The sequence below is a fragment of the Geodermatophilus sp. SYSU D00708 genome (assembly GCF_054050115.1).
The window spans coordinates 165652-184982 of record NZ_JBJGYS010000003.1 but is presented as its reverse complement, the minus strand read 5'-3'; the positions used below and the strand labels follow the sequence as shown (position 1 = coordinate 184982).

The following is a 19331-nucleotide window of genomic DNA, read 5'->3' as shown; positions in this document are numbered from 1 at the left end:
AGCGACAACATAGGTCGCGGCCTCGCCGTCATCGGCCAGGAGCGGCCCTCTGGTGGACGCGCCGCCCACCGAGGTAGACCTCGTCGACCAGCACCTCGAGCAGTTCGTCGTCGGCGCACGCCGTGGGGTCGCGGTCCAGAACGACGAGGTCGGCGTCCTTGCCCACCTCGATGCTGCCCCGCCGGTCGGCCTCCCCGAGGGTGGCCGCCGCGCTGGAGGTGTGCATCCGCAGCGCCTCGAGCACGGTGATCCGCTGGTCGGCGTCGATGGTGTCGCCGAAGAAGGACTGCCTGCGGAGGGTGTTCCAGATGCTGAAGAACGGGTTGGTCGCCCGGTCCTCCGAGCCGATCCAGACGTCGGAGCTCCCGGTGATGGGCCAGCCCTCGTCCAGCAGCCGCCGGAACGGGAAGCGGCCCTGCGACCCGTACTCGCCGAGGCGGGCGGGGAAGAAGTCGCCGAAGGTGTAGAGGAAGACCGGCTGCGGAACCGGGATGATGCCCGCCTCCCGCCAGGCCGCCGTGGTGACCTCCGGCTCGGGCAGGAAGTTGCCGGCGTGCTCGACGCGCGGCCGTGGCGCTCCGGCCGGCAGCGGTCCGGCGGCAGCGATCGCCGCGCACACCTCCTCCTGGGCCCGGTCACCGTTGGCGTGCACGGCGAGCTGCAGGCCGGCCTCGGCGGTGCGCCTCAGCGCTTCCCCGATCTGGACCGGGGACAGCGCGACGTGCCCGCAGAAGTCACCGTGGCCGACGTAGGGCTGCTTCACCGCCGCACTGGAGGCCGAGAAGCCTCCGTCGGAGAACATCTTGACGCCGTGGATGCGGACGAGGTCCTCGTCGCTGTCCAGGGGAACGACCTCCCGGTGCCGGCATGCGTCGTCAAGGGACACCGTGCCGGGCGCCCACAGGTAGACCCGCACGCGGGTGCCCAGCTCACCCGCCTGGTGCAACTCGTCGTAGAGCCGGATCCCCTCGAGGGTCTCGCTGATCTCGCCGACGGTCGTCACCCCGTACCGGGTGAAGAGGTCGTGGACGCCCTCCTTCAGCGCCGCTCGCAGCGCCTCCCCCGACAGCGCCGGCAGCGGGAGGAGGTTGTCCATCTCCTTGACCACGCCCGTCGGCTCGCCGGACTCGTCGCGCTCGACGGTCGGCAGCCCGGTGATGCTGTAGTCGGCCGCCGCGTAGTCGCGGCCGATGCCGGCGCGCTCCAGCGCGCGGCTGTTGAGGATGCTGACGTGCCCACCGGCGCGGATCACGATCGCCACGTCCTGGCTGACCGAGTCCAGCTCCGCCCGCGTGGGCAACCGCCGGTCGGCGAGCTTCTGGTCGTAGAACAGGTTCCCCTGTCCGACCAGCCACCCGTCCACGGCCTGGGGGAGCGCCGCCCGCAGCTCGGCCAGGACGTCGGCGACGCCGGCGCACCCGGGGGCGCGGACGTCGACCGTCTGGTAGGCCGTGCGCGCCGCGACCTCGACGTGGGCATGCACGTCGACGAAGCCCGGCATCACCGGCCGGCTGCCGGCGTCGACCACCTCGGTGGCGGGACCGACGTACCGCTCGGCCTCCTCGCGGGGCCCGGTGGCCACGATCCGGCCCCCGCCGACGGCGACGAAGCCGGCAGTGACCGGCTCCCCCGCGGTCATCCAGAGCACCCGGTCGGAGAGCAGGACGAGATCGGCGGGCGTGGTCATGCGGGACTGTCTCCTGACTGCGCGTGGCCGTGGTGACACTGGCGTTGCGACTGTATGCACCCCGTTGGACCCGAGTCAACGACGGTTTAGGCCCTTGGGACCGAGCGCGACGACGGATCACTACGAAGCCGAGCCACTGTGGGACGTGCAGACCGTTACAAGCCCGCCCTTCCGACGAAACACGTCCGACTGATGCTCTTGCTCGACGAATCACGCCCTTGACATGAATCACACCGACTGTTTGTGTCTGTGACCACGGTCGCGCTGGAGCAGCGAACGGCCGTTGGCACGCGAGGGTGCACCGCACCGGAGACACGGAGGTTCTGGCACGTGGGAACTCAGCAGCACGCCGAGATCGCAGGTGGAGGGCTGGCTGGGCTGACCGTCGCCACCGCCCTGGCACAGCGCGGATGGAGCGTCCGCCTGCACGAGCGCGGACGTGAGCTGCGCGAGATCGGCGCCGGCATCTTCATCTGGGAGAACGCCGTGCGCGTCCTCGAGCAGATCGGCGCGGCCGACCAGGCGCTCGCCCGGGCCGAGCGGGTCGACAGCTGGCGGCTCTACGACGAGCGAGGGCGCCTGCTCCAGGACGACTGGATGAAGGACAGCGAGACGCGACTGTTCACGGTGCTGCGGACGGACCTGCACCGGGCACTGGCCGACGCGGCGCGGGCTGCGGGCGTGGAGGTGCGCACCTCCTCCCTGGTGGTCGGCGCGACCCCGGAGGGGGAGCTGCTCCTCGACAGCGGGGAGCGCCTCTCCGCCGATCTGGTGGTCGGGGCGGACGGCGTCGGTTCGCCGGTTCGGGGCGCGGTCGGCCTGGACCTGGCCGTGCGGGACCTCCAGGACGGCTGCAGCCGGCACCTCATCCCGCGGCAGCCCAGCGACCCCGTCGGGAACACCCTGGAGTACTGGAACGGCGGCCGCCGAGTCGGCGTCGTCCCGGTCACCCCCGACCAGGTGTACATCTACACCTGCTGCCCGGCCAAGGACCTCGTCGGCCGGCAGAAGCCGCTGAACGTCGAGTCCTGGACCGAGTCCTTCCCCGAGCTGCGCAGCATCTTCGAGCGCATCCCCAACGAGTCACGCTGGGCCTCGTTCGGCGACGTCCAGTGCCACGGCTGGGTGAAGGGCCGGGTCGCCCTGGTCGGCGACGCGGCCAGCGCCATGGCACCCAACCTCGGCCAGGCCGCCTGCCTCGCCATGACCAACGGGTACACGCTGGCCTCGGTGCTCGAGCAGCACGACGACGTCCCGACCGCACTGGAGGTGTGGGAGGCGCGCCAGCGCCCGGTCACCGACGCCACCCAGAAGTACTCCCGGCTCTACGGCAAGGTCGGCACCCGCTGGCCCAGGCCGATCACCGACGTCCGCAGCGCCCTCGTCTGGGCCGCCGGCCGCTCCCGCCGCTGGCAGTCCAAGGTCAACGTGGCCGCACACGCCGGCGCCGAGCTCGTCTCGTCCCGCTAGTCCGCTCCCCGCCCCCTCGACCGCCCGGCCGGGCGGCCCTCCCCTCGACCGCCCGGCCGGGCGGCGACGACCCCAGGAGACGTCATGTCATCTCGCAAGATGCCCGCGCTCGGTCTGGCGGCGCTGACCGCCCTGTCGCTCACCGCCTGCGGCGGGGACGCCGAGGGCGGGACCGGAGGAGGTTGGGACACCTCCCAGCCGGTCCCCGGTTCCACCGAGGGCTCGCACGACGCCTCGGCCGACGAGATCGAGGCCGCCCTCGCGCAGGACGCGTGGTGGTACCCCGCGCAGTTCGTCGACTGCGCGGCCGAGGGCACCACGCCGGAAGGGTGCAGCGGCCCGTCCACCGACGGCGTCTACAACGCCATCCCGTCGGACATCACCACAGACACCTGGCAGGTCTGCGCGGTGCTCCCGCACGTGAAGGACCCGTACTGGGTGGCGACCGACTACGGCCTGGTCACCGAGGCCGAGCGGCTGGGCATCGAGCTGAACGTCTACGAGGCCGGCGGCTACACCGAGCTGGCCAACCAGCTCAACCAGATCGACGACTGCGTCGCCGCCGGTGCGCAGGCGATCATCATCGGCGCGATCAGCTTCGACGGGCTCGACGCCAAGGTCGACCAGCTGCGCGCCGACGGGATCGTCGTCGTCGATGGCCTCAACGGCATCTCCAACGAGGAGGTCGACGCGCGCGCCGTGCTCGCCTGGCGGGAGATGGGCGCGGCGGTCGGCGACTACCTGGCCGAGCGCGGCGCCCCGGACCAGGTGGCCTGGTTCCCCGGCCCGGCGGGCGCGGGCTGGGCAGAGGACGCCACCTCCGGCATCGAGACGGCGCTCGAGGGCAGCAGCGCCGAGATCGCCGACACCAAGTACGGGGACACCGACAAGAACGTCCAGCTGCGCCTGGTCGAGGACACCCTGCAGGCCAACCCCGACGTCACCGTCATCGCCGGCACGGCGGTCACCGCTGAGGCGGCCGCGACGCTGGGCGGTGCCGACGGCAAGGCCATCCTCGCCGACTACATGATCCCGTCGACCTTCGACCTGATCGAAGCCGGCAAGGTCACCTGCGGCGTCTCCGACCAGCCCGTCATCCAGGCCCGGATGACCGTCGACATGGCGGTGCGGCTGCTCGAGGGCATCCCGCTGGACGACGAGATGCAGCGGGCCTTCCCCGCCCCGGTCCGCGTCTGCGGCCCCGCGGCCGGTGAGGCCGAGAACCTCGCCGACTTCATCCCCGAGACCACGTTCGCGCCCGAGGGCTGGGATCCCCAGTTCTCCGTGTCCGCCTGACCGACTGCACGAGGGAGGACCGTCGATGAGCGCCGACACGGACGACGTCGTCCTGCGGGCCGAGGGGATCACGAAGCGGTACGGCGGCGTCGCTGCGATCGAGCGCGTCTCGTTCGAGCTGCGGCGCGGGGAGGTGCACGCCCTGCTCGGCGAGAACGGTGCCGGCAAGTCCACGCTGATCAAGGTCCTGTCGGGATCGGTCGCCCGGGACGAGGGGGACGTCGTCATCGGGGGGCGCGCGGTCGGCGACCTCACGCCCCCCGGAGCGGTCGCTCTCGGCGTCAGCACGGTGTTCCAGGAACTGGCGCTCGTGCGCACCCTGACCGTGGCCGACAACCTGTTCCTGGGGCGGGAGCTGCGGCGGGGTGGCGTGCGGGACAAGCGGCGAATGCACGCCGAAGCCCGCGAGGCGCTCGCCCGGATCGGCGTCGACCTCGACCCCCGCAGCACTCTGGAGGGCTTCTCCCGGGCCCAGCTGCAGCTGATCGAGATCGCTCGGGCGTTGCACCGGCGCTCGCCGGTCCTCATCCTCGACGAGCCCACGGCCTCACTCAGCGCCGGCGAGGCGCGGCGGCTGTTCGACGTCATCGGCCGGCTCAAGGCCGAGGGTGTCGGGATCGTCTACATCTCCCACCGGCTGGCCGAGGTCCGTGAGCTGGCCGATCGGGTCACGGTGCTCCGCGACGGCCGCTGGGCCGGGACGCGCACCGCGCGGGACGTCAGCGACGACCAGCTCGTCGAGCTGATGACCGGCCGCTCGCTCGACGAGCTCTTCCCCGAGGTGCCGCAGGACCTCGGCCCCGTGCGGCTGCGGATCCGGGACCTGTGCACCCCTGCCTTCCAGGAGGTCTCGCTCGAGGTCCGGGCCGGGGAGATCGTCGCCCTGGCCGGCCTGGTCGGGTCCGGCAAGTCGGAGATCGGGCGCGCCTGCTTCGGGCTGGAGCGGATCACCGGCGGACAGGTGGAGATCGACGGCGAGCCGGTCACCCCGCGCACCCCGCGGGCGGCGATTGACCGGGGACTCATCTACTACCCCGCCGACCGGCACCGTGAGGGCCTGGTGAAGACCGCCACGCTGGGCGAGAACGTCATCCTGTCGTCGCTGGTGGCCGGCACGGTGAACCGCTTCGGCGTCGTCAGCCGGCCCCGGCGCGCCGGCCGCGTGCAGGAGGTCGTGGAGCAGCTGAGCATCAAGCCGGCCCAGCCGCAGAAGAACGTGCTCGGCTTCTCCGGCGGCAACCAGCAGAAGGCCCTGCTCGCCCGGGCGTTCGCCCGCGACTTCGCCGTCCACGTGTTCGACGAGCCCACCGTCGGCATCGACGTCGGCGCCAAGCTCGACGTCTACCAGCACGTCAAGCGGCTGTGCGCCTCCGGTGGAGCCGTCCTGCTCATCTCCTCGGACACCGAGGAGATCCTCGGCCTGGCGCACCGGGTCTACGCGGTCCGCGAGGGCCGCGTGGTCGCCGACCTCCGCGGCCGTGACGTGACCGAGCACAACATCGTCACCGCCTTCTTCGGGTCCCCGACCTCCGGTACAGGGCCCTCCGACACCGAGCCGTCCCCCGCCCTATCAGGGAGTACGTCATGACACACGCGTCCCCCGTCCAGCAGCGGCCGGCCGGGACGACCGCGCCCGCCGCCACCCCGCCGCCCCCGGGGCGCGCCGAGGCCAAGCGCCGCCCGACCGATGCGCTGCTGCGCTTCGGCCTGCTCCCGGTGCTGCTCGTCGTCGCGGTCGCGACGTTCGCCGTGATCGAGCCGCGGTTCCTCTCCGCGGTGAACGGGACCAACATCTCGCGGCAGCTGTCGTTCCTGCTGCTGGTCACGATCGCCCAGATGCTCGTGCTGCTCACCGCCGAGATCGACATGTCGGTCGGCGCCACCATCGCCCTCACCAGCGTCGTCTCCAGCACGGTGATGGTGTCCACCGGCTCGGTCCCGCTCGGCGTGCTCGCCGGCATCGCCGTCGGCATCGTCATCGGCCTGGTGAACGGGCTGGTCGTGGCCAGGTTCAAGGTGCCGTCGTTCATCGTCACCATCGGCACCGCATCGGTGGCCACGGGTCTCGCCCTGCTCCTCTCCGCGGGCACGCCGATCACCGGTCTGCCCGACGGCTTCACCAGTGTCCTGGGCGCCTCGGACGTCGCCGGCATCCCGGTCTCGTTCCTCATCGCCGTCGTGGTCCTGGGCGCCGTCTGGTTCCTGCTCAGCTGGACCGTGCTCGGCCACTATCTCTTCGCCGTCGGCGGCGGCGAGGACGCGGCCCGGCTGGTCGGCGTCCCGGTCCTGCGCACCAAGGTGACCGCGTTCGTGATGTGCAGCGTGCTGACCTCGCTCGCCGGCGTGCTGCTGACCGCCCGCGTCTCCTCCGGCGAGCCGACGCTGGGCCAGGAGTACGTGATCCTCGCGATCGCCGCCGCAGTGCTCGGCGGGACGTCGTTCTTCGGGGGCGAGGGCCGACTCGGGCTCGTGGCCGTGGGCGCGCTGTTCCTCGTCGTCCTCTCCAACGGCATGAACCTCATCCGCGTCCCCAGCTACGTGCAGGAGGTGGTTCTCGGCGGACTCCTCGTCGCCGCGGTGATCATCGACCGGCTGCGCCGCCGGAGTGCCCGATGACCGCCGTCGTCGGGCTGCGCCCGCCCGAGACCGATGTCCTGGCGAGCGTGCCCACGCAGTTGCTCATCGGGGGGACGTGGCGACCGTCCGCCGGCGGCCGGACCTTCCCGGTCGAGGACCCGTCCACCGGTCAGGTCCTGGCCCACGTCGCCGACGCCGGCGTGGCCGACGGGGACGCCGCCCTGGCGGCGGCCACGGCAGCGCAGGCCTCGTGGGCGGCCACCCCGCCGCGCCACCGCGGTGAGGTCCTGCGCCGGGCCTACGAGGTGCTGGTGGCCGACGCCGACCGGTTCGCCCTGCTCATGACGCTGGAGATGGGCAAGTCGGTCGCGGAGTCGCGGGCCGAGGTCCTCTACGCGGCCGAGTTCCTGCGCTGGTTCGCGGAGGAGGCGGTGCGCATCAGCGGCCGCTTCTCGACCTCCCCGGACGGCCGCACCAGGCTGCTGACGACCAAGCGTCCGGTCGGACCGTGCCTGTTCATCACACCGTGGAACTTCCCCATGGCGATGGGCACCCGCAAGATCGGGCCGGCGGTCGCGGCCGGCTGCACGATGGTCGTCAAGCCGGCCGCGCAGACGCCGCTGAGCATGCTGGCGCTGGCGGAGGTGCTCATGGACGCCGGGCTCCCCGACGGGGTGCTCAACGTCGTCCCGACCTCCACCGCCGGGCAGGTCATGGAGCCGCTGATCCGGGACCCGCGGCTGCGCAAACTGTCCTTCACCGGGTCCACCGGCGTGGGGCAGCGGCTCGTCGAGCAGTCGGCCGAGCAGTTGCTCAGGACCTCGATGGAACTGGGCGGAAACGCCCCCTTCCTCGTCTTCGACGACGCCGACCTCGACCTCGCGGTGGAGGGCGCGATGGCGGCGAAGATGCGCAACGTGGGACAGGCCTGCACGGCCGCGAACCGATTCCACGTCCAGGCGGGGGTCGCCGAGGAGTTCACCCGCCGGCTGACCGAGCGGATGCGGGAGCTGGTCGTGGGCCGGGGCACTGACCCCGGCGTCGACGTCGGCCCGCTGGTCGACGAGGCCGGCCGCCGCAAGGTCGCCGAGCTGGTTGCCGACGCCGTCGAGCGGGGAGCCCAGGTCGCCACCGGCGGACACGCACTCGACGGGCCCGGCTGGTTCTACGCGCCGACGGTGCTGACCGGTGTCCCGGCGACGGCGCGGATCCTGCGGGAGGAGGTCTTCGGCCCGGTCGCGCCGGTGGCGACGTTCACCACGGAGGAGGAGGCCGTCGCCCGGGCCAACGCCACCGAGTTCGGGCTCGCGGCCTACGTCTTCACCCGGGACGTCGGCCGCGCCCTGCGGGTCTGCGAGTCGCTGGAGGCCGGGATGATCGGCCTGAACCAGGGGATCGTCAGCAACCCGGCGGCTCCCTTCGGCGGGCTCAAGGCCAGCGGCTTCGGTCGCGAAGGCGGCGTCGAGGGGATCGAGGAGTACCTCGAGACGCAGTACATCGGCATCGCGCCCTGAGACGCCTGCCCCGAGCTCCCCGGCCGGCACCGCGATCCGATGCCGGCCGGGCCGAGACCCGCGCCCGTCGACGACCATCGGCGGGCGCGGCCTCGGGCGGGCTCGCTCAGGGAGCTGATCCGGTCGCGCCGGTCGGTGCGGTCGCGACCGGCAGCAGGCCGCGGGCGGCGGCGATCGCCACCGCCTCCGTCCGGCCGCCGGCGCCGAGCTTCGCCAGGATGTTGCTGACGTGCACGCTGGCGGTCTTCTCGCTGATGTAGAGCTCCGCGCCGATCTGCCGATTGGTCCGCCCCTGCGCCAGCAACCGCAGCACCTCGGTCTCCCGCGGCGTGAACACCGCCGCCGGACCGGCGCTGCGACCCGCGCCCGGCAGGTCCAGCCGCCCGCGGCGGGCCAGCGCGGTCACCGCGCCCCGCAGCGGAGCGGCGCGCAGCCGCTCGGCCACCTCGGCGACCGCCCGCAGCTCCGCCGCCGCACCCGCCCGGTCGTCGGCGGCCAGCAGCGCCTCAGCCAGCCGGAACCGGGACCGCGCGGCCTCGTACACGTGGCCGTAGCCGAACGCGTCGACGGCCGCCCGCCACAGCTCCGGCTCGACCCGGCCGGCCAGCCGGGCGGCCTCGGCCTCCAGGCGGGCCAGCCACGCGGCCGCCTCCACCCCGTACTCACCCACACCGCGCAGGTGGTCCTCGACGGCCGAGCGCCCGAGTGCGGCCAGCTCCTCCCCCACCGGGACCCAGCGGCCCACGCCGGCGTCGTCGCCGAGCAGCCGGGCCGCGGCCGCCGCGTCGGCGACCGGTGCGAGCGCGGTGGCGACCAGCCGCACCACCGCCAGCCGGTCGTGGTTCCAGTACGCGTGCACCTGCTGCACCGCGGCGCGGGCCCGCTCGGCCGCGGTGCCGGCGTCCCCCGCCCACGCGGCGAGGTCGATCTCGGCGCCGGCGGTGGCCAGGAGCAGCAGCACGTGCGCGTCCAGCCGCGCGGCCAGGCCCCGGGCCCAGGCCAGGCGCTCCGCGGCGGCCGGGTCGCCACGGCCGACCTGCACGAGCAGCCCGGCGGCCCGCACGTGCGCCGACATCTCGGGCACGCGGGCCAGGCCCTCGGCGAGCTCCAGGCTGCCGTCCCAGTCCCCGGAGACGTAGCGGGCCACCACGCCCAGGTGGCGCAGCTCGGCCGGGTAGAACGCCCACTCCACGCCGAGCGCGCGGGCCCGCCCCAGCCCGGCGTCGATCCAGGTCAGCGCCTCGGCCACGGCGCCGTCCTCGTACGGGACGACGGCCAGGTTGAACAGCACCCGCATCTCGACGTCGGTGTCACCCGACCGGCGGGCCCGCGCCAGCGCCTCCTCCAGCCGGGCCCGCACCGCGGCCCGGTCGCCGAACCCGCGGACCCGTGCCAGCGACACCGCGGTGTCGGCCCACGCGCTGTCCAGACCCAGAGCGTCCGCGGCGGCGAGCGCCTCGTCGGCCGCCGCGTCCCCCTCCGCCCAGCGGCTGAGGTCGTAGCTGGTGCGCGCGTGCGTCGCCGCGGCCCAGGTCCGGACGACGGACGGCGGTGCGGCCGGGACCAGCTCTATCGCCCGGCTGCTCTCGCGATGCGCGGCCGCCTGGTCCTCGATCCGCCCGAGCGCCTGGGCGAGGGTGTAGTGCACCCGCGCCCGGGCTGCCGGGTCGCCGTCCTCGCCGAGCAGGTCCAGCGCCGAGCGCAGCAGCGCCACCGCCCGGTGCAGCTCCCCGCCCCGCCGAGCCGCCGCCGCGGTGTCGAGCAGCAGCGTGGGCTGGTCGCGCCCGGCGCGCGCGGCCGCGTCCGGCACCGCGGGCCACAGGGCGAGGGCCGCCTCGAGGTGCTGGAGCTGCTCCGCGGGCGCGCCGACCGCGCCGGCCTCCGCCGCCGCCTCCAGCGACGCCGAGAAGGCGCCCGCGAGGTCGTTGCTGCCCCGGGCGTGGTGGGCCAGCTCGGCGGCGGTGCCCGCGCCCGGCGTCGCGGCCAGGTGGGCGGCGAACGCGGCGTGCAGCCGCACCCGCTCCCCCGGCAGCAGGTCGGCCAGGACCGCCTCCCGCAGCAGCGCGTGCCGGAAGCGGTAGCGGCCGTCGTCGGAGACGACCAGCAGGTGGTGGTGCACGGCCTCGGCCAGCGCCGCCTCCAGCTCGGCCGGGGACAGGCCGCTGACGGCCGCGACCAGGTCGTGCCGCACCAGCCGGCCCGCGACCGCGGCCACGCGCAGCACCCGCTGGGCCGCCTCTCCGAGCTGCTCGACCCGGGCCAGGAGCACGTCGGTCAGCGCCAGCGGCAGGCTCTCCCCCGCCAGGCCCGCGGCCAGCAGCTCCTCGGCGTAGAAGGCGTTGCCCTCGGCGCGGGCCACGACGTCGTCGACGGTCCTCTCGGCGACGCCGGCGGCCAGCCCGCGGACCAGCTCGCCGACCGCCGCGTCGGGCAGCGGCCCGAGCTCCAGCCGCTCCACGCCGGGCAGCCGCACCAGCTCGGCGAGCAGCGGCCGCAGCGGGTGGCGTCGGTGCAGGTCGTCGGCGCGGTACGAGACGACCAGTGCGATCGGCTCGTCGGCCAGCCGGGCCAGCAGGTAGCGCAGCAGTTCGCGGCTGGAGCGGTCGGCCCAGTGCACGTCCTCCAGCACGACCAGCAGTGGGGTGGCGGCGGCCAGCTCGACCAGGAGCGCGGCGACCGACTCGAACAGCTGCAGCCGGCCGTCGTCCAGGCCCGCCCGGGGCGCCAGGCGGGGCAGCGGGCGACCGAGGTCGGCGGCGTCCCCCGCGGGCAGCTCGGCCATCCCGGCCGCTCCGCGTCCGGTGAGCAACCCGGTCAGACCCGCCGCGGCCGGGTCGCCGGCCACCGGGCGGAGCAGGTCCACGAACGGCAGGTAGGGCAGCCCGACGTCGCCGAGGTCCACGCAGTGGCCGGTGAGCACCCGGCACCCCCGCTCGGCCGCCCGCACGGCGAGCTCGTCGAGCAGGCGGGTCTTGCCGACCCCCGCGTCGCCGGCGACGAGCACCGCGCAGGTGCGCCCCTCGACGGCCCGGTCGACCGTGGCCAGCAGGCGGGCGAGCTCCTCGGCCCGGCCCACCAGCGGTCGGTCCTCCCACTGCGGCACGAGGCCGATCGTGTCAGAAGGACCCTCCTGCCCTCCGCCACTCGCAGGTTCGCGGCGGGTCCCTGCAGGAGGGCCGCCGCGAGGGGTGGGGAGGGGGTCCTCCGTCAGCTCGCCCGGCGGCGGCGGAACCAGGGTCCGCGCCGGGTGCGGGTGTTGCGGCCGATCTGCTGCAGCACCTCGCGCCGGTAGGCCAGCTCCGCCTCGAGCCCGGGGTTCGGGTAGGTCGCCATCGTCGTCTCCCGTCGTCGTCATCGGTTCCGACGACGACGGTCGTGCTGAGGCGGGCGCCCCGGCATCGGGCGGCCGGGCAGTGTCGCCCGGCCGACCGGCGCCTGAGGCCCCTCAGAGACCCCTCAGAGCAGCTCGGTGCCCTTGGTCTCGCGCAGGGTGAGGACGACGGAGAAGGTGATCACGGCGGCGATCGCCACGTACCAGAAGAACCACAGGGGGTGGCCGGCGTCGGACAGCGCGGTGATGACCAGCGGCGCCGTCCCCCCGAACGTGGCGACCGTGAGGTTGTACCAGGCGCCGATGCCGGTGGCCCGCAGCTCGGTGGGGAACAGCTCGCTCATGATCGCCGGCGCGATGGAGGCCATCAGCGCGTAGAGCCCGAGGCCGACGCAGAAGACCACGATCAGCGAGAGCAGGTTGTCCCTGACCAGGAACGACAGCGGCACGATCAGGATCGCCAGCGCGCCGGACCAGACCAGCAGCTGCGGTTTGCGCCCGAACCGGTCGGACAGGTTGCCGAACGGGTAGCACAACGCCACGAACAGCGCCGTCCCGATCGAGAGCGCCACGAAGACGTCGGTCTTGTCCGCGCCGCGGAAGCTGATCGCGAACGGCGTCAGGGCGCTGAAGAACGTGTAGTAGGACAGCGTGTTCAGCAGCGTGATGGCGATCAGCTGCAGCACGGCCTTGGGGTGGTGCTTGATCGTCTGCAGCAGCGGGTGCTTGGTCGCCCGGGCCTTCTCCGCGTTCTCCTCGAACTGCTCGGTCTCGACCAGCGACCGGCGCAGCCACATGCCGATCAGGCCGAGCAGGCCGCCGATGAAGAACGCGATCCGCCAGCCGTAGGACTCCAGCTGTTCGGTGCTGAGCACCCCGGTCAGCAGCACGCCGAGCAGCGAGGCGGCCAGCAGGGCCGACCCCGTGGAGATGTAGAAGAACGACGAGTAGCGCCCGCGGTGGTTCGGCGGGGCGATCTCGCCGAGGTAGGCCGACGCGTTGGACACCTCGCCGCCCAGCGACATGCCCTGGGCGATGCGGGCGAGGAGCAGCAGGATCGGCGCGAGCCAGCCGACCTGCTCGTAGGTGGGCAGGATCGCGATGACCATCGAGCCGCCGGCCATCAGCAGGATGGTGAGCAGCATCCCGGCCTTGCGGCCGCGCAGGTCGGCGAACCGGCCGAGCAGGATGCCGCCCAGCGGCCGGAAGAAGAAGGCCAGCGCGTACGTCGACGTCGCCCCGATCAGCGCCAGCGCCTCGTTGTCGGCCGGGAAGAACTGACCGGCGAAGAAGACGACGAACGTCGCGTAGACCGTCCAGTCGAACCACTCGACCGCGTTGCCGATGCTCGCCGAGACCAGCGTCTTGATCGGCAGCCGGTGCCGTTCGTCGACCGTCGTCCCGCCGTGCCCCTGCTGTACCGCGCCTGCCATGGGGACCTCCCGATGTCGCCCCGGTCACACCTGTGGACGACGGTAGGCGGGAGGTCCGGCGGCGGCACGTCGGAGTGTGGGGTCCGGACCGGATGACGGCCGCCTCGCGGCGAGAAGCACAACGCGGCTCCAGACCCCCGACCGGAGTCGGGGCGGTGGTCCGCGAAGGCGATAACCAATTGGCACCCGGGGGCACGATGCACCCGGCCCGGACGTCTTCGAGGCTACCCCCGGTCACGGCCGCTCACACGGCCCGGGCCGGATCAGTTGAAGCCGCGGTCGTCCTGCTTCAGGGCGGTGTCGACGGTCAGCGCCGAGGCGATGACCATGCTGGCCAGGGGCTCGGGCAGCCGGTAGTGCACCAGGACGACGTACCGGTCGGCGGTGGTGAACAGGGTCCGCCCCAGGCCCTCCCACTTCTTCGTGATCCTGGCCACCTCGGTGCCCGCGGCGTCGGTGATCGCGAAGTCCCAGGCCCGCCAGTTCTCCGCCTGGATGGCCCCCACCACCTGGCCGCCCACCACCAGGTCGAACCGGATCTTCCCGAACACGGTGGCCTGGACGATCTCGCCCAGCACCTCCCCCGTCGGCCGCTCGACGACCACCCGGGACCGCACCAGCTTGGCCGGCCGCGTCAGGACGAGCACCACCCCGGTGGCGTCGCGGACCTCCAGCCGGTGCGTGAGGAACTGGTCGAACTCGGTGAGGAACCGCAGGGCCTTCCTCAGCCCGCTCTGCCCGACCTCGACGACCGCCCCGATCTGCGTGCCGTTGCCGTCGAGCACCGCGTACTCGTTGGTCAGCTCCACCAGCTTGGTCTTCTGATTGACCAGCAGGACCGGCTGGTCGTAGAGCGAGGGCCCGTACTGCGCGGGCGCCTGCTGGGCCGGGGCCTGCTGCACCGGTGCCCGCTGCTCCGGTGCCTGCACCGCGCCCGGGGGCGCCTGCACGTGCTCGGTCCAGCCCTGCCCGTCCCACCACCGGGTGCCACCGCTCCCGGCGGGGTCGGGGTACCAGCCGGGCGGAGGGGGCGGTTGGGTCACGGCGGGGAACGCTACTGCCCGCGGCGCCGGACGCCCGGCAGGTCGCGTGCCAGACTCCGCCCGTGCCCGCCCTGACCGACGCCGAGGCCCGTGTCCTGGCCGCCGTGGACGAGCAGTGGGCCGTCGACCGGCTGCGTGCCCTGGTCGCCGTCCCGTCGGTGGGCGGGACCGCCGCCGAGTGCGAGGTGCAGCACCTCGTCGGCGACTGGCTGGAGGAGCTCGGCTGCGCCGTCGACCGGTGGGACGTCGACCTGGCCGAGGCCGCCGCCGCACCGGACGGGCCGGGTCAGGAGGTCCAGCGCACCGAGGCGTGGGGTGTCGTCGGGACCACGGCCGCCGCCGAGGACGGCGACCCCGCCCTGGTGTTCTCCGGCCACACCGACGTGGTCCCGCCCGGCGACCCGGACCTGTGGCCGGGGTCGCCGTTCGACCCGCGCGTCACCGGCGACGCCGTCCACGGCCGCGGCGCCTGCGACATGAAGGCCGGGGTGGTCGCCTCCCTGGCCGCGCTGGCGGCGGTGCGGACGGCGGGCGTGCGGCTGGCCCGGCCGCTCGCGGTGCACGCCGTCGTGGGCGAGGAGGACGGCGGTCTCGGGGCGTGGGCCACGCTGCGGCGCGGCCACCGCGGCGACCTGTGCGTCATCCCCGAGCCGACCGCCGGCGCCGTCGTGACCGCCTGCGCCGGGGCGCTCACCTTCCGCCTGGAGGTCTCCGGCCTGGCCGCGCACGCCGCCCACCGCGACCAGGGCGTGAGCGCGCTGGAGCTGTTCGAGGTGGTGCACGGCGCGCTGCGGGAGTTCGAGGCCGAGCGGCAGCGCGACGCCGACCCGCGGTTCGGCGGCGCCCGCTTCCCGTACGGCATCAACATCGGGCGGGTGCGGGCCGGCGACTGGGCCAGCTCGGTGCCCGACCGGCTGGTCGCCGAGGGCCGCTACGGCGTGCGGCTGGGCGAGCCGGTCGAGGCGGCGCGGGCGGCGTTCGCCGACCGGCTGGCGGCGGTCTGCGCGGGCCACCCGTGGCTGGCCGCGCACCCGGTCCGCCTGACCTGGACCGGCGGCGCGTTCGCCAGCGGCGCGCTGCCGGGCGGGCACCCGCTGCTCGCCGACGTCCAGCGGGCGGTCGACGACACCGGAGCCGGCGTCCCCCCGGAGCGCGCCCTCTCCGCCGGCACCGACCTGCGGCTCTACGCCGCCGCGGGGATCCCGACGCTGCACTACGGGCCCGGCGACCTGCACCTCGCCCACGGGCCGCTGGAGCGGGTGCCGGTCGCCGAGCTGGTCACCGCGGCGCGGGCGTTCGCGCTGCTGACCCTGCGCACCTGCGGGGTCGCATGAGCCTCGTCGGGTTCGAGGCCTGGGCGCAGCTGGCCGGCGACTCCCCCACCTCGCGCACCGAGTGGGCGGCCGTCGTCGCGGCGTGGAGCGAGCCGCACCGCCGCTACCACGACCTCGCGCACCTGGCCGCCGTGCTGGGCCTGGTCGGGGAGCTGGCGGAGGCCGCGAGCGACCCGGACGCCGTCCGGCTGGCCGCCTGGTACCACGACGTCGTCTACGACCCCCGGCGCGGCGACAACGAGCAGGTCAGCGCGGAGCGGGCGCGGGCCGGGCTGCGCGGCCTGGTGCCCGACGAGCGGGTCGCGGAGGTCGTGCGGCTGGTGCTGCTGACCGCCGGGCACGACCCCGCGCCGGACGACGCCAACGGTGCGGTGCTGTGCGACGCGGACCTCGCGGTGCTGGCCGGCCCGCCCGCGGCCTACGCGGCCTACGCCTCGGCGGTGCGCGAGGAGTACGGGCACCTCCCCGACGCCGAGTTCACCGCGGGGCGGATCGCCGTCCTCGAGCACCTGCTGGCGCTGCCGCGGCTCTACCGGCTGCCCGCGGTGGCCGACGGGTGGACGCCGCGCGCCCGGGCCAACCTGACCGCCGAGCTCAGCCTGCTGAGGGCGCGGGCCGGGTCTCCCCCGCAGGACGATCCCCCCGCGCCTTCCTGAGCCGCAGGCCGGCGCCCACCAGGCGGGACAGCAGCTCCCGCGACCCGACCGGCAGCGCCCCGGCGGCCACGGCGACCGCGTGCAGCTCCTCCGGCACGTCGTAGTGGTCGCCCTGGAACGCCCGCCGCGGGATGCCGAGCTCCGCCGCCACGAACGCGTGCAGCTCGTCGTAGGACACGTCGCTGACCAGGTGCGACCACCGCCGCCCGCGCCAGGGCCACACGGGAGGGTCGATCAGCACCACCACACGCGCCAGTCTGCCTGCGCGGTTAGCGTCGTGCCGGTGAGCGACGAGATCCGCTGGGGCATCGTGGGGCCGGGCCGCATCGCGGAGAACGTGATGGGCGACTTCGTGCACGTCCCCGGCGCCCGGCCGGTGGCGGTCGCCTCCCGGTCGGCCGAGCGGGCCGCCTCGTTCGCCCGGCGGCACGGGCTCGACCGCGCGCACGGGTCCTACGCCGACGTCCTGGCCGACCCCGACGTCGACGTCCTCTACGTCGCGACCCCGCACCCGCAGCACCACGCGGTCGCGCTGGGCGCCATCGACGCGGGCAAGGCGCTGCTGGTGGAGAAGGCCTTCACCGCGACCCCCGGCGGCGCTGCCGAGGTGGTCGCGCGGGCGCGGGAGCGCGGGGTCTTCGTCATGGAGGCGATGTGGACCCGGTTCCAGCCGGTGGTCGTCACCCTGCGCGAGCTGGTGGCCGACGGCGCGATCGGCGAGGTCCGCTCGGTGCAGGCCGACCTCGGGGTGTCCCGCGCCTACGACCCGCACGACCGGCTGTTCGCCCTGGAGCTCGGCGGCGGGGCGCTGCTCGACCTCGGCGTGTACGTCGTCTCCTTCGCGCAGATGCTGCTCGGCACGCCGGACACGGTGGCCGCGACGGGCTCCCGGTTCCCGACCGGCGCCGACGCCGACGCCGCGCTCCTGCTGGGCTGGGCCGACGGGCGCTCGGCGACGCTGACCACCTCGCTGCGGCACCCGACGCCCGGGGCGGCCCGGGTCTTCGGGACGGCGGGCTGGATCGACGTCCTCCCCCGCTTCCACCACCCGCGCACGATCGTGCTGCACCGCACCGGCGCCGACCCGGAGACCATCACCCGCCCGCCGACCGGTACCGGCTACGCGCACGAGATCGCCGAGGTGACCGAGTGCCTGCGGGCCGGCCGGACCGAGAGCGCGGTCATGCCGCTGGCCGACACCCTGTCGGTGCAGACCGTGCTCGGGCAGGCCGCCGAGGCGCTGGGGGTCCGGCACGCGGAGGACCCCGACGTCCTCCGTTAGGAGAAGTTCTCCTACAAGGTTCAAGTTCTCGTCCGCGGCGCCGATGGATGGAGTGACACCCGTCACCCACCCCTCAGGGAGCCCCCGTGTTCCTGCTCCACGGCATCACCGCACTCGTCGCGAAGTTCGGCTCCGCCTCGGTGGTCGTCCAGGCCGCCACCGGCCTCGGGATCGCCGTGGCCGGCGTGACCGGAGCCGGCGCCGCCGGCGCCCTGCCCGGCTCCGTCCAGGACGGCGTGGCCGGCGCGATCGAGGCGGTCACCCCGTTCGACGTCCCGTCCTCCGACGACCTGGCCGGCGACTCCGGCCGCAGCGGCGACGACGACGGCACCGCCGACCGCGGCCCCGGCGATGCGGGCACCACGGGCACGGACGACGACAGCACGGACGACGGCACCGACCGCGACGGCGCCGACGACGGCACGGACGACCGCGGATCCGGCGACGCGGGCCCCGACGGGATGGACGACGACAGCACGGAGCACCGGGGCGTCCCGAGCACCGACGACGACGGCACGGACGACGACGGCCTGCACCACGACGGCACGGACGACGACGGGACCGACGACCGCGGCTCGGGCGACGCCGGCGCGAGCCACTCCCCCGACGACTCCGACGACCCGGCCCGCGTGGCGCGCGAGGCCGAGGAGGAGGCCCGCGAGGCCGCCGAGGAGGCTGCTGAGGAGGCACGCGAGGCCGAGGAGCGGGCCCGGGAGGAGGCCGAGGAGGCCGCCGAGGAGGCGCGGGAAGCCCAGGAGCGCGCCCGGGAGGAGGCCGAGGATGCCGCCGAGGAGGCCGCCGAGGAGGCGCGCGAGGCCGAGGAGCGTGCTCGGGAGGAGGCTGAGGAGCGGGACCGCCGGGACGACGACTCCGACGACCGCTCCCGGCACGGCGGGGACGACGACTGACTAGGCCGCTGCCCAGGCGTCGCCGGTGGCCTGGGCGGACGTCGGCACGCGGGTCGGCGTCCGGCCGGTCCGGCGGACCGCCTCGGCGAAGGCCACCGCGTCGACGACCGCGGCGCACCCCGGGTCGTTGTTGAAGTAGACGAGCACGTCCTCGTCCGGCCCCCAGGTCGCGGCCAGCCGCTCGGCCCACAGCTGCAGGGTCTCCGGCCGGTAGCGGGGCCACGGCGACGCCGCGCCGGTGTGCATCCGCAGGTAGCCCCACCCGGTGGTGCGCCACAGCGGAGCGACCGGCTGCTCGTCGCGGTCGGCCCAACACAGCGCCGCGCCGTAGCGCTCCAGCAGCGCGCGGACCTCGTCGGTCCACCAGCTGTCGTGCCGCGGCTCGACGGCCACGCGGGTGCCGGCCGGGAACTGCGCCAGGCAGGTGCGCAGCAGCTCCGGATCGGCCTTGAGCGTGGGCGGCAGCTGCAGGAGGACGACGTCGAGCCGCTCTCCCAGCCCCGCGGCGCGCTCCAGCAGCCGGGCGACCGGCTCCTCGGGCTCGCGCAGCCGCTTGACGTGCGTGAGGAACCGGCTGGCCTTCACCGCCCACCGGAAGTCGGCCGGGGTGCGCGCCCGCCAGGCCTCGAACGTCGACCGCTCCGGCAGCCGGTAGAAGGCGTTGTTGCTCTCCACCGTGGCGAAGTGCTCGGCGAAGTGCTCCAGCCACAGCCGCTGCGGCAGGCGCTGCGGGTAGAAGCGGCCGCGCCAGTCGCGGTACTGCCACCCCGACGTCCCGATCACCACGGCCACGGTCAGCG

16 protein-coding genes are annotated in these 19331 nt (G+C 74.6%); 9 read left to right on the top strand and 7 right to left on the bottom strand.

What is annotated here, in order from left to right:
* Window positions 1-28: 28 nt before the first annotated feature.
* A complete protein-coding gene (locus ACI79D_RS04335) occupies window positions 29-1687 on the bottom strand; it encodes an amidohydrolase (RefSeq protein WP_456917083.1) in 1659 nt (552 codons plus the stop codon).
* Window positions 1688-2017: 330 nt separating this feature from the next.
* Here ACI79D_RS04335 and ACI79D_RS04330 point away from each other — a divergent pair, with 330 nt between their 5' ends.
* The 5 genes from ACI79D_RS04330 (at window position 2018) to ACI79D_RS04310 (ending at window position 8544) form a co-directional block, all read left to right on the top strand.
* The gene (locus ACI79D_RS04330; RefSeq protein ID WP_456917082.1) at window positions 2018-3157 is read left to right on the top strand and encodes an FAD-dependent oxidoreductase; all 1140 of its coding nucleotides are present in this window, start codon (window positions 2018-2020) and stop codon (window positions 3155-3157) included.
* Between the two features lie 84 nt (window positions 3158-3241).
* Window positions 3242-4453, top strand: coding sequence for a TMAO reductase system periplasmic protein TorT (gene torT / locus ACI79D_RS04325; RefSeq protein WP_456917081.1), 1212 nt, complete (start codon window positions 3242-3244; stop codon window positions 4451-4453).
* 25 nt (window positions 4454-4478) lie between these two features.
* Window positions 4479-6041: a sugar ABC transporter ATP-binding protein gene (locus ACI79D_RS04320; protein WP_456917080.1), complete on the top strand. Its 1563-nt coding sequence runs from the start codon at window positions 4479-4481 to the stop codon at window positions 6039-6041.
* A complete protein-coding gene (locus ACI79D_RS04315) occupies window positions 6038-7069 on the top strand; it encodes an ABC transporter permease (RefSeq protein WP_456917079.1) in 1032 nt (343 codons plus the stop codon). Before ACI79D_RS04320 ends, ACI79D_RS04315 begins: the two co-directional genes overlap by 4 nt.
* Window positions 7066-8544, top strand: a complete 1479-nt coding sequence (locus ACI79D_RS04310) for an NAD-dependent succinate-semialdehyde dehydrogenase (RefSeq protein WP_456917078.1) — start codon at window positions 7066-7068, stop codon at window positions 8542-8544. Before ACI79D_RS04315 ends, ACI79D_RS04310 begins: the two co-directional genes overlap by 4 nt.
* A gap of 106 nt (window positions 8545-8650) precedes the next feature.
* Here the strand turns inward: ACI79D_RS04310 and ACI79D_RS04305 are convergent, their stop codons facing one another.
* The 4 genes from ACI79D_RS04305 to ACI79D_RS04290 all read right to left on the bottom strand — a co-directional run bounded on the left by ACI79D_RS04305 (window position 8651) and on the right by ACI79D_RS04290 (window position 14351).
* A complete protein-coding gene (locus tag ACI79D_RS04305) occupies window positions 8651-11647 on the bottom strand; it encodes a helix-turn-helix transcriptional regulator (RefSeq protein WP_456917077.1) in 2997 nt (998 codons plus the stop codon).
* 104 nt (window positions 11648-11751) lie between these two features.
* Window positions 11752-11877, bottom strand: coding sequence for a hypothetical protein (locus ACI79D_RS04300; RefSeq protein WP_456917076.1), 126 nt, complete (start codon window positions 11875-11877; stop codon window positions 11752-11754).
* Window positions 11878-12000: 123 nt separating this feature from the next.
* On the bottom strand, window positions 12001-13308 hold the full coding sequence (locus tag ACI79D_RS04295; RefSeq protein ID WP_456917075.1) for an MFS transporter: 1308 nt from the start codon (window positions 13306-13308) through the stop codon (window positions 12001-12003).
* 263 nt (window positions 13309-13571) lie between these two features.
* Window positions 13572-14351, bottom strand: a complete 780-nt coding sequence (locus tag ACI79D_RS04290; protein WP_456917074.1) for a phospholipid scramblase-related protein — start codon at window positions 14349-14351, stop codon at window positions 13572-13574.
* 62 nt (window positions 14352-14413) lie between these two features.
* Here ACI79D_RS04290 and ACI79D_RS04285 point away from each other — a divergent pair, with 62 nt between their 5' ends.
* Entirely contained in the window at window positions 14414-15685 is a 1272-nt protein-coding gene (locus ACI79D_RS04285; RefSeq protein ID WP_456917073.1) for an ArgE/DapE family deacylase, read from the top strand.
* Window positions 15682-16341 carry an HD domain-containing protein gene (locus ACI79D_RS04280; RefSeq protein ID WP_456917072.1) on the top strand — a complete coding sequence of 220 codons (660 nt, stop codon included), beginning with the start codon at window positions 15682-15684 and terminating at the stop codon, window positions 16339-16341. Before ACI79D_RS04285 ends, ACI79D_RS04280 begins: the two co-directional genes overlap by 4 nt.
* Here ACI79D_RS04280 and ACI79D_RS04275 read toward each other — a convergent pair.
* Complete coding sequence (locus tag ACI79D_RS04275) at window positions 16280-16588, bottom strand: DUF4031 domain-containing protein (RefSeq protein WP_456917071.1); 309 nt, start codon at window positions 16586-16588, stop codon at window positions 16280-16282. The two genes, ACI79D_RS04280 and ACI79D_RS04275, sit on opposite strands and share 62 nt — an antisense overlap.
* Window positions 16589-16624: 36 nt before the next feature.
* Between ACI79D_RS04275 and ACI79D_RS04270 the strand changes: the two genes are divergently transcribed.
* Complete coding sequence (locus ACI79D_RS04270; protein ID WP_456917070.1) at window positions 16625-17623, top strand: Gfo/Idh/MocA family protein; 999 nt, start codon at window positions 16625-16627, stop codon at window positions 17621-17623.
* Between the two features lie 86 nt (window positions 17624-17709).
* Entirely contained in the window at window positions 17710-18531 is an 822-nt protein-coding gene (locus ACI79D_RS04265; RefSeq protein ID WP_456917069.1) for a hypothetical protein, read from the top strand.
* On the opposite strand, the gene ACI79D_RS04260 is transcribed toward ACI79D_RS04265, so the two are convergent.
* The gene (locus tag ACI79D_RS04260) at window positions 18532-19323 is read right to left on the bottom strand and encodes a DUF72 domain-containing protein (protein ID WP_456917068.1); all 792 of its coding nucleotides are present in this window, start codon (window positions 19321-19323) and stop codon (window positions 18532-18534) included.
* Between the last annotated feature and the right edge of the window lie 8 nt (window positions 19324-19331).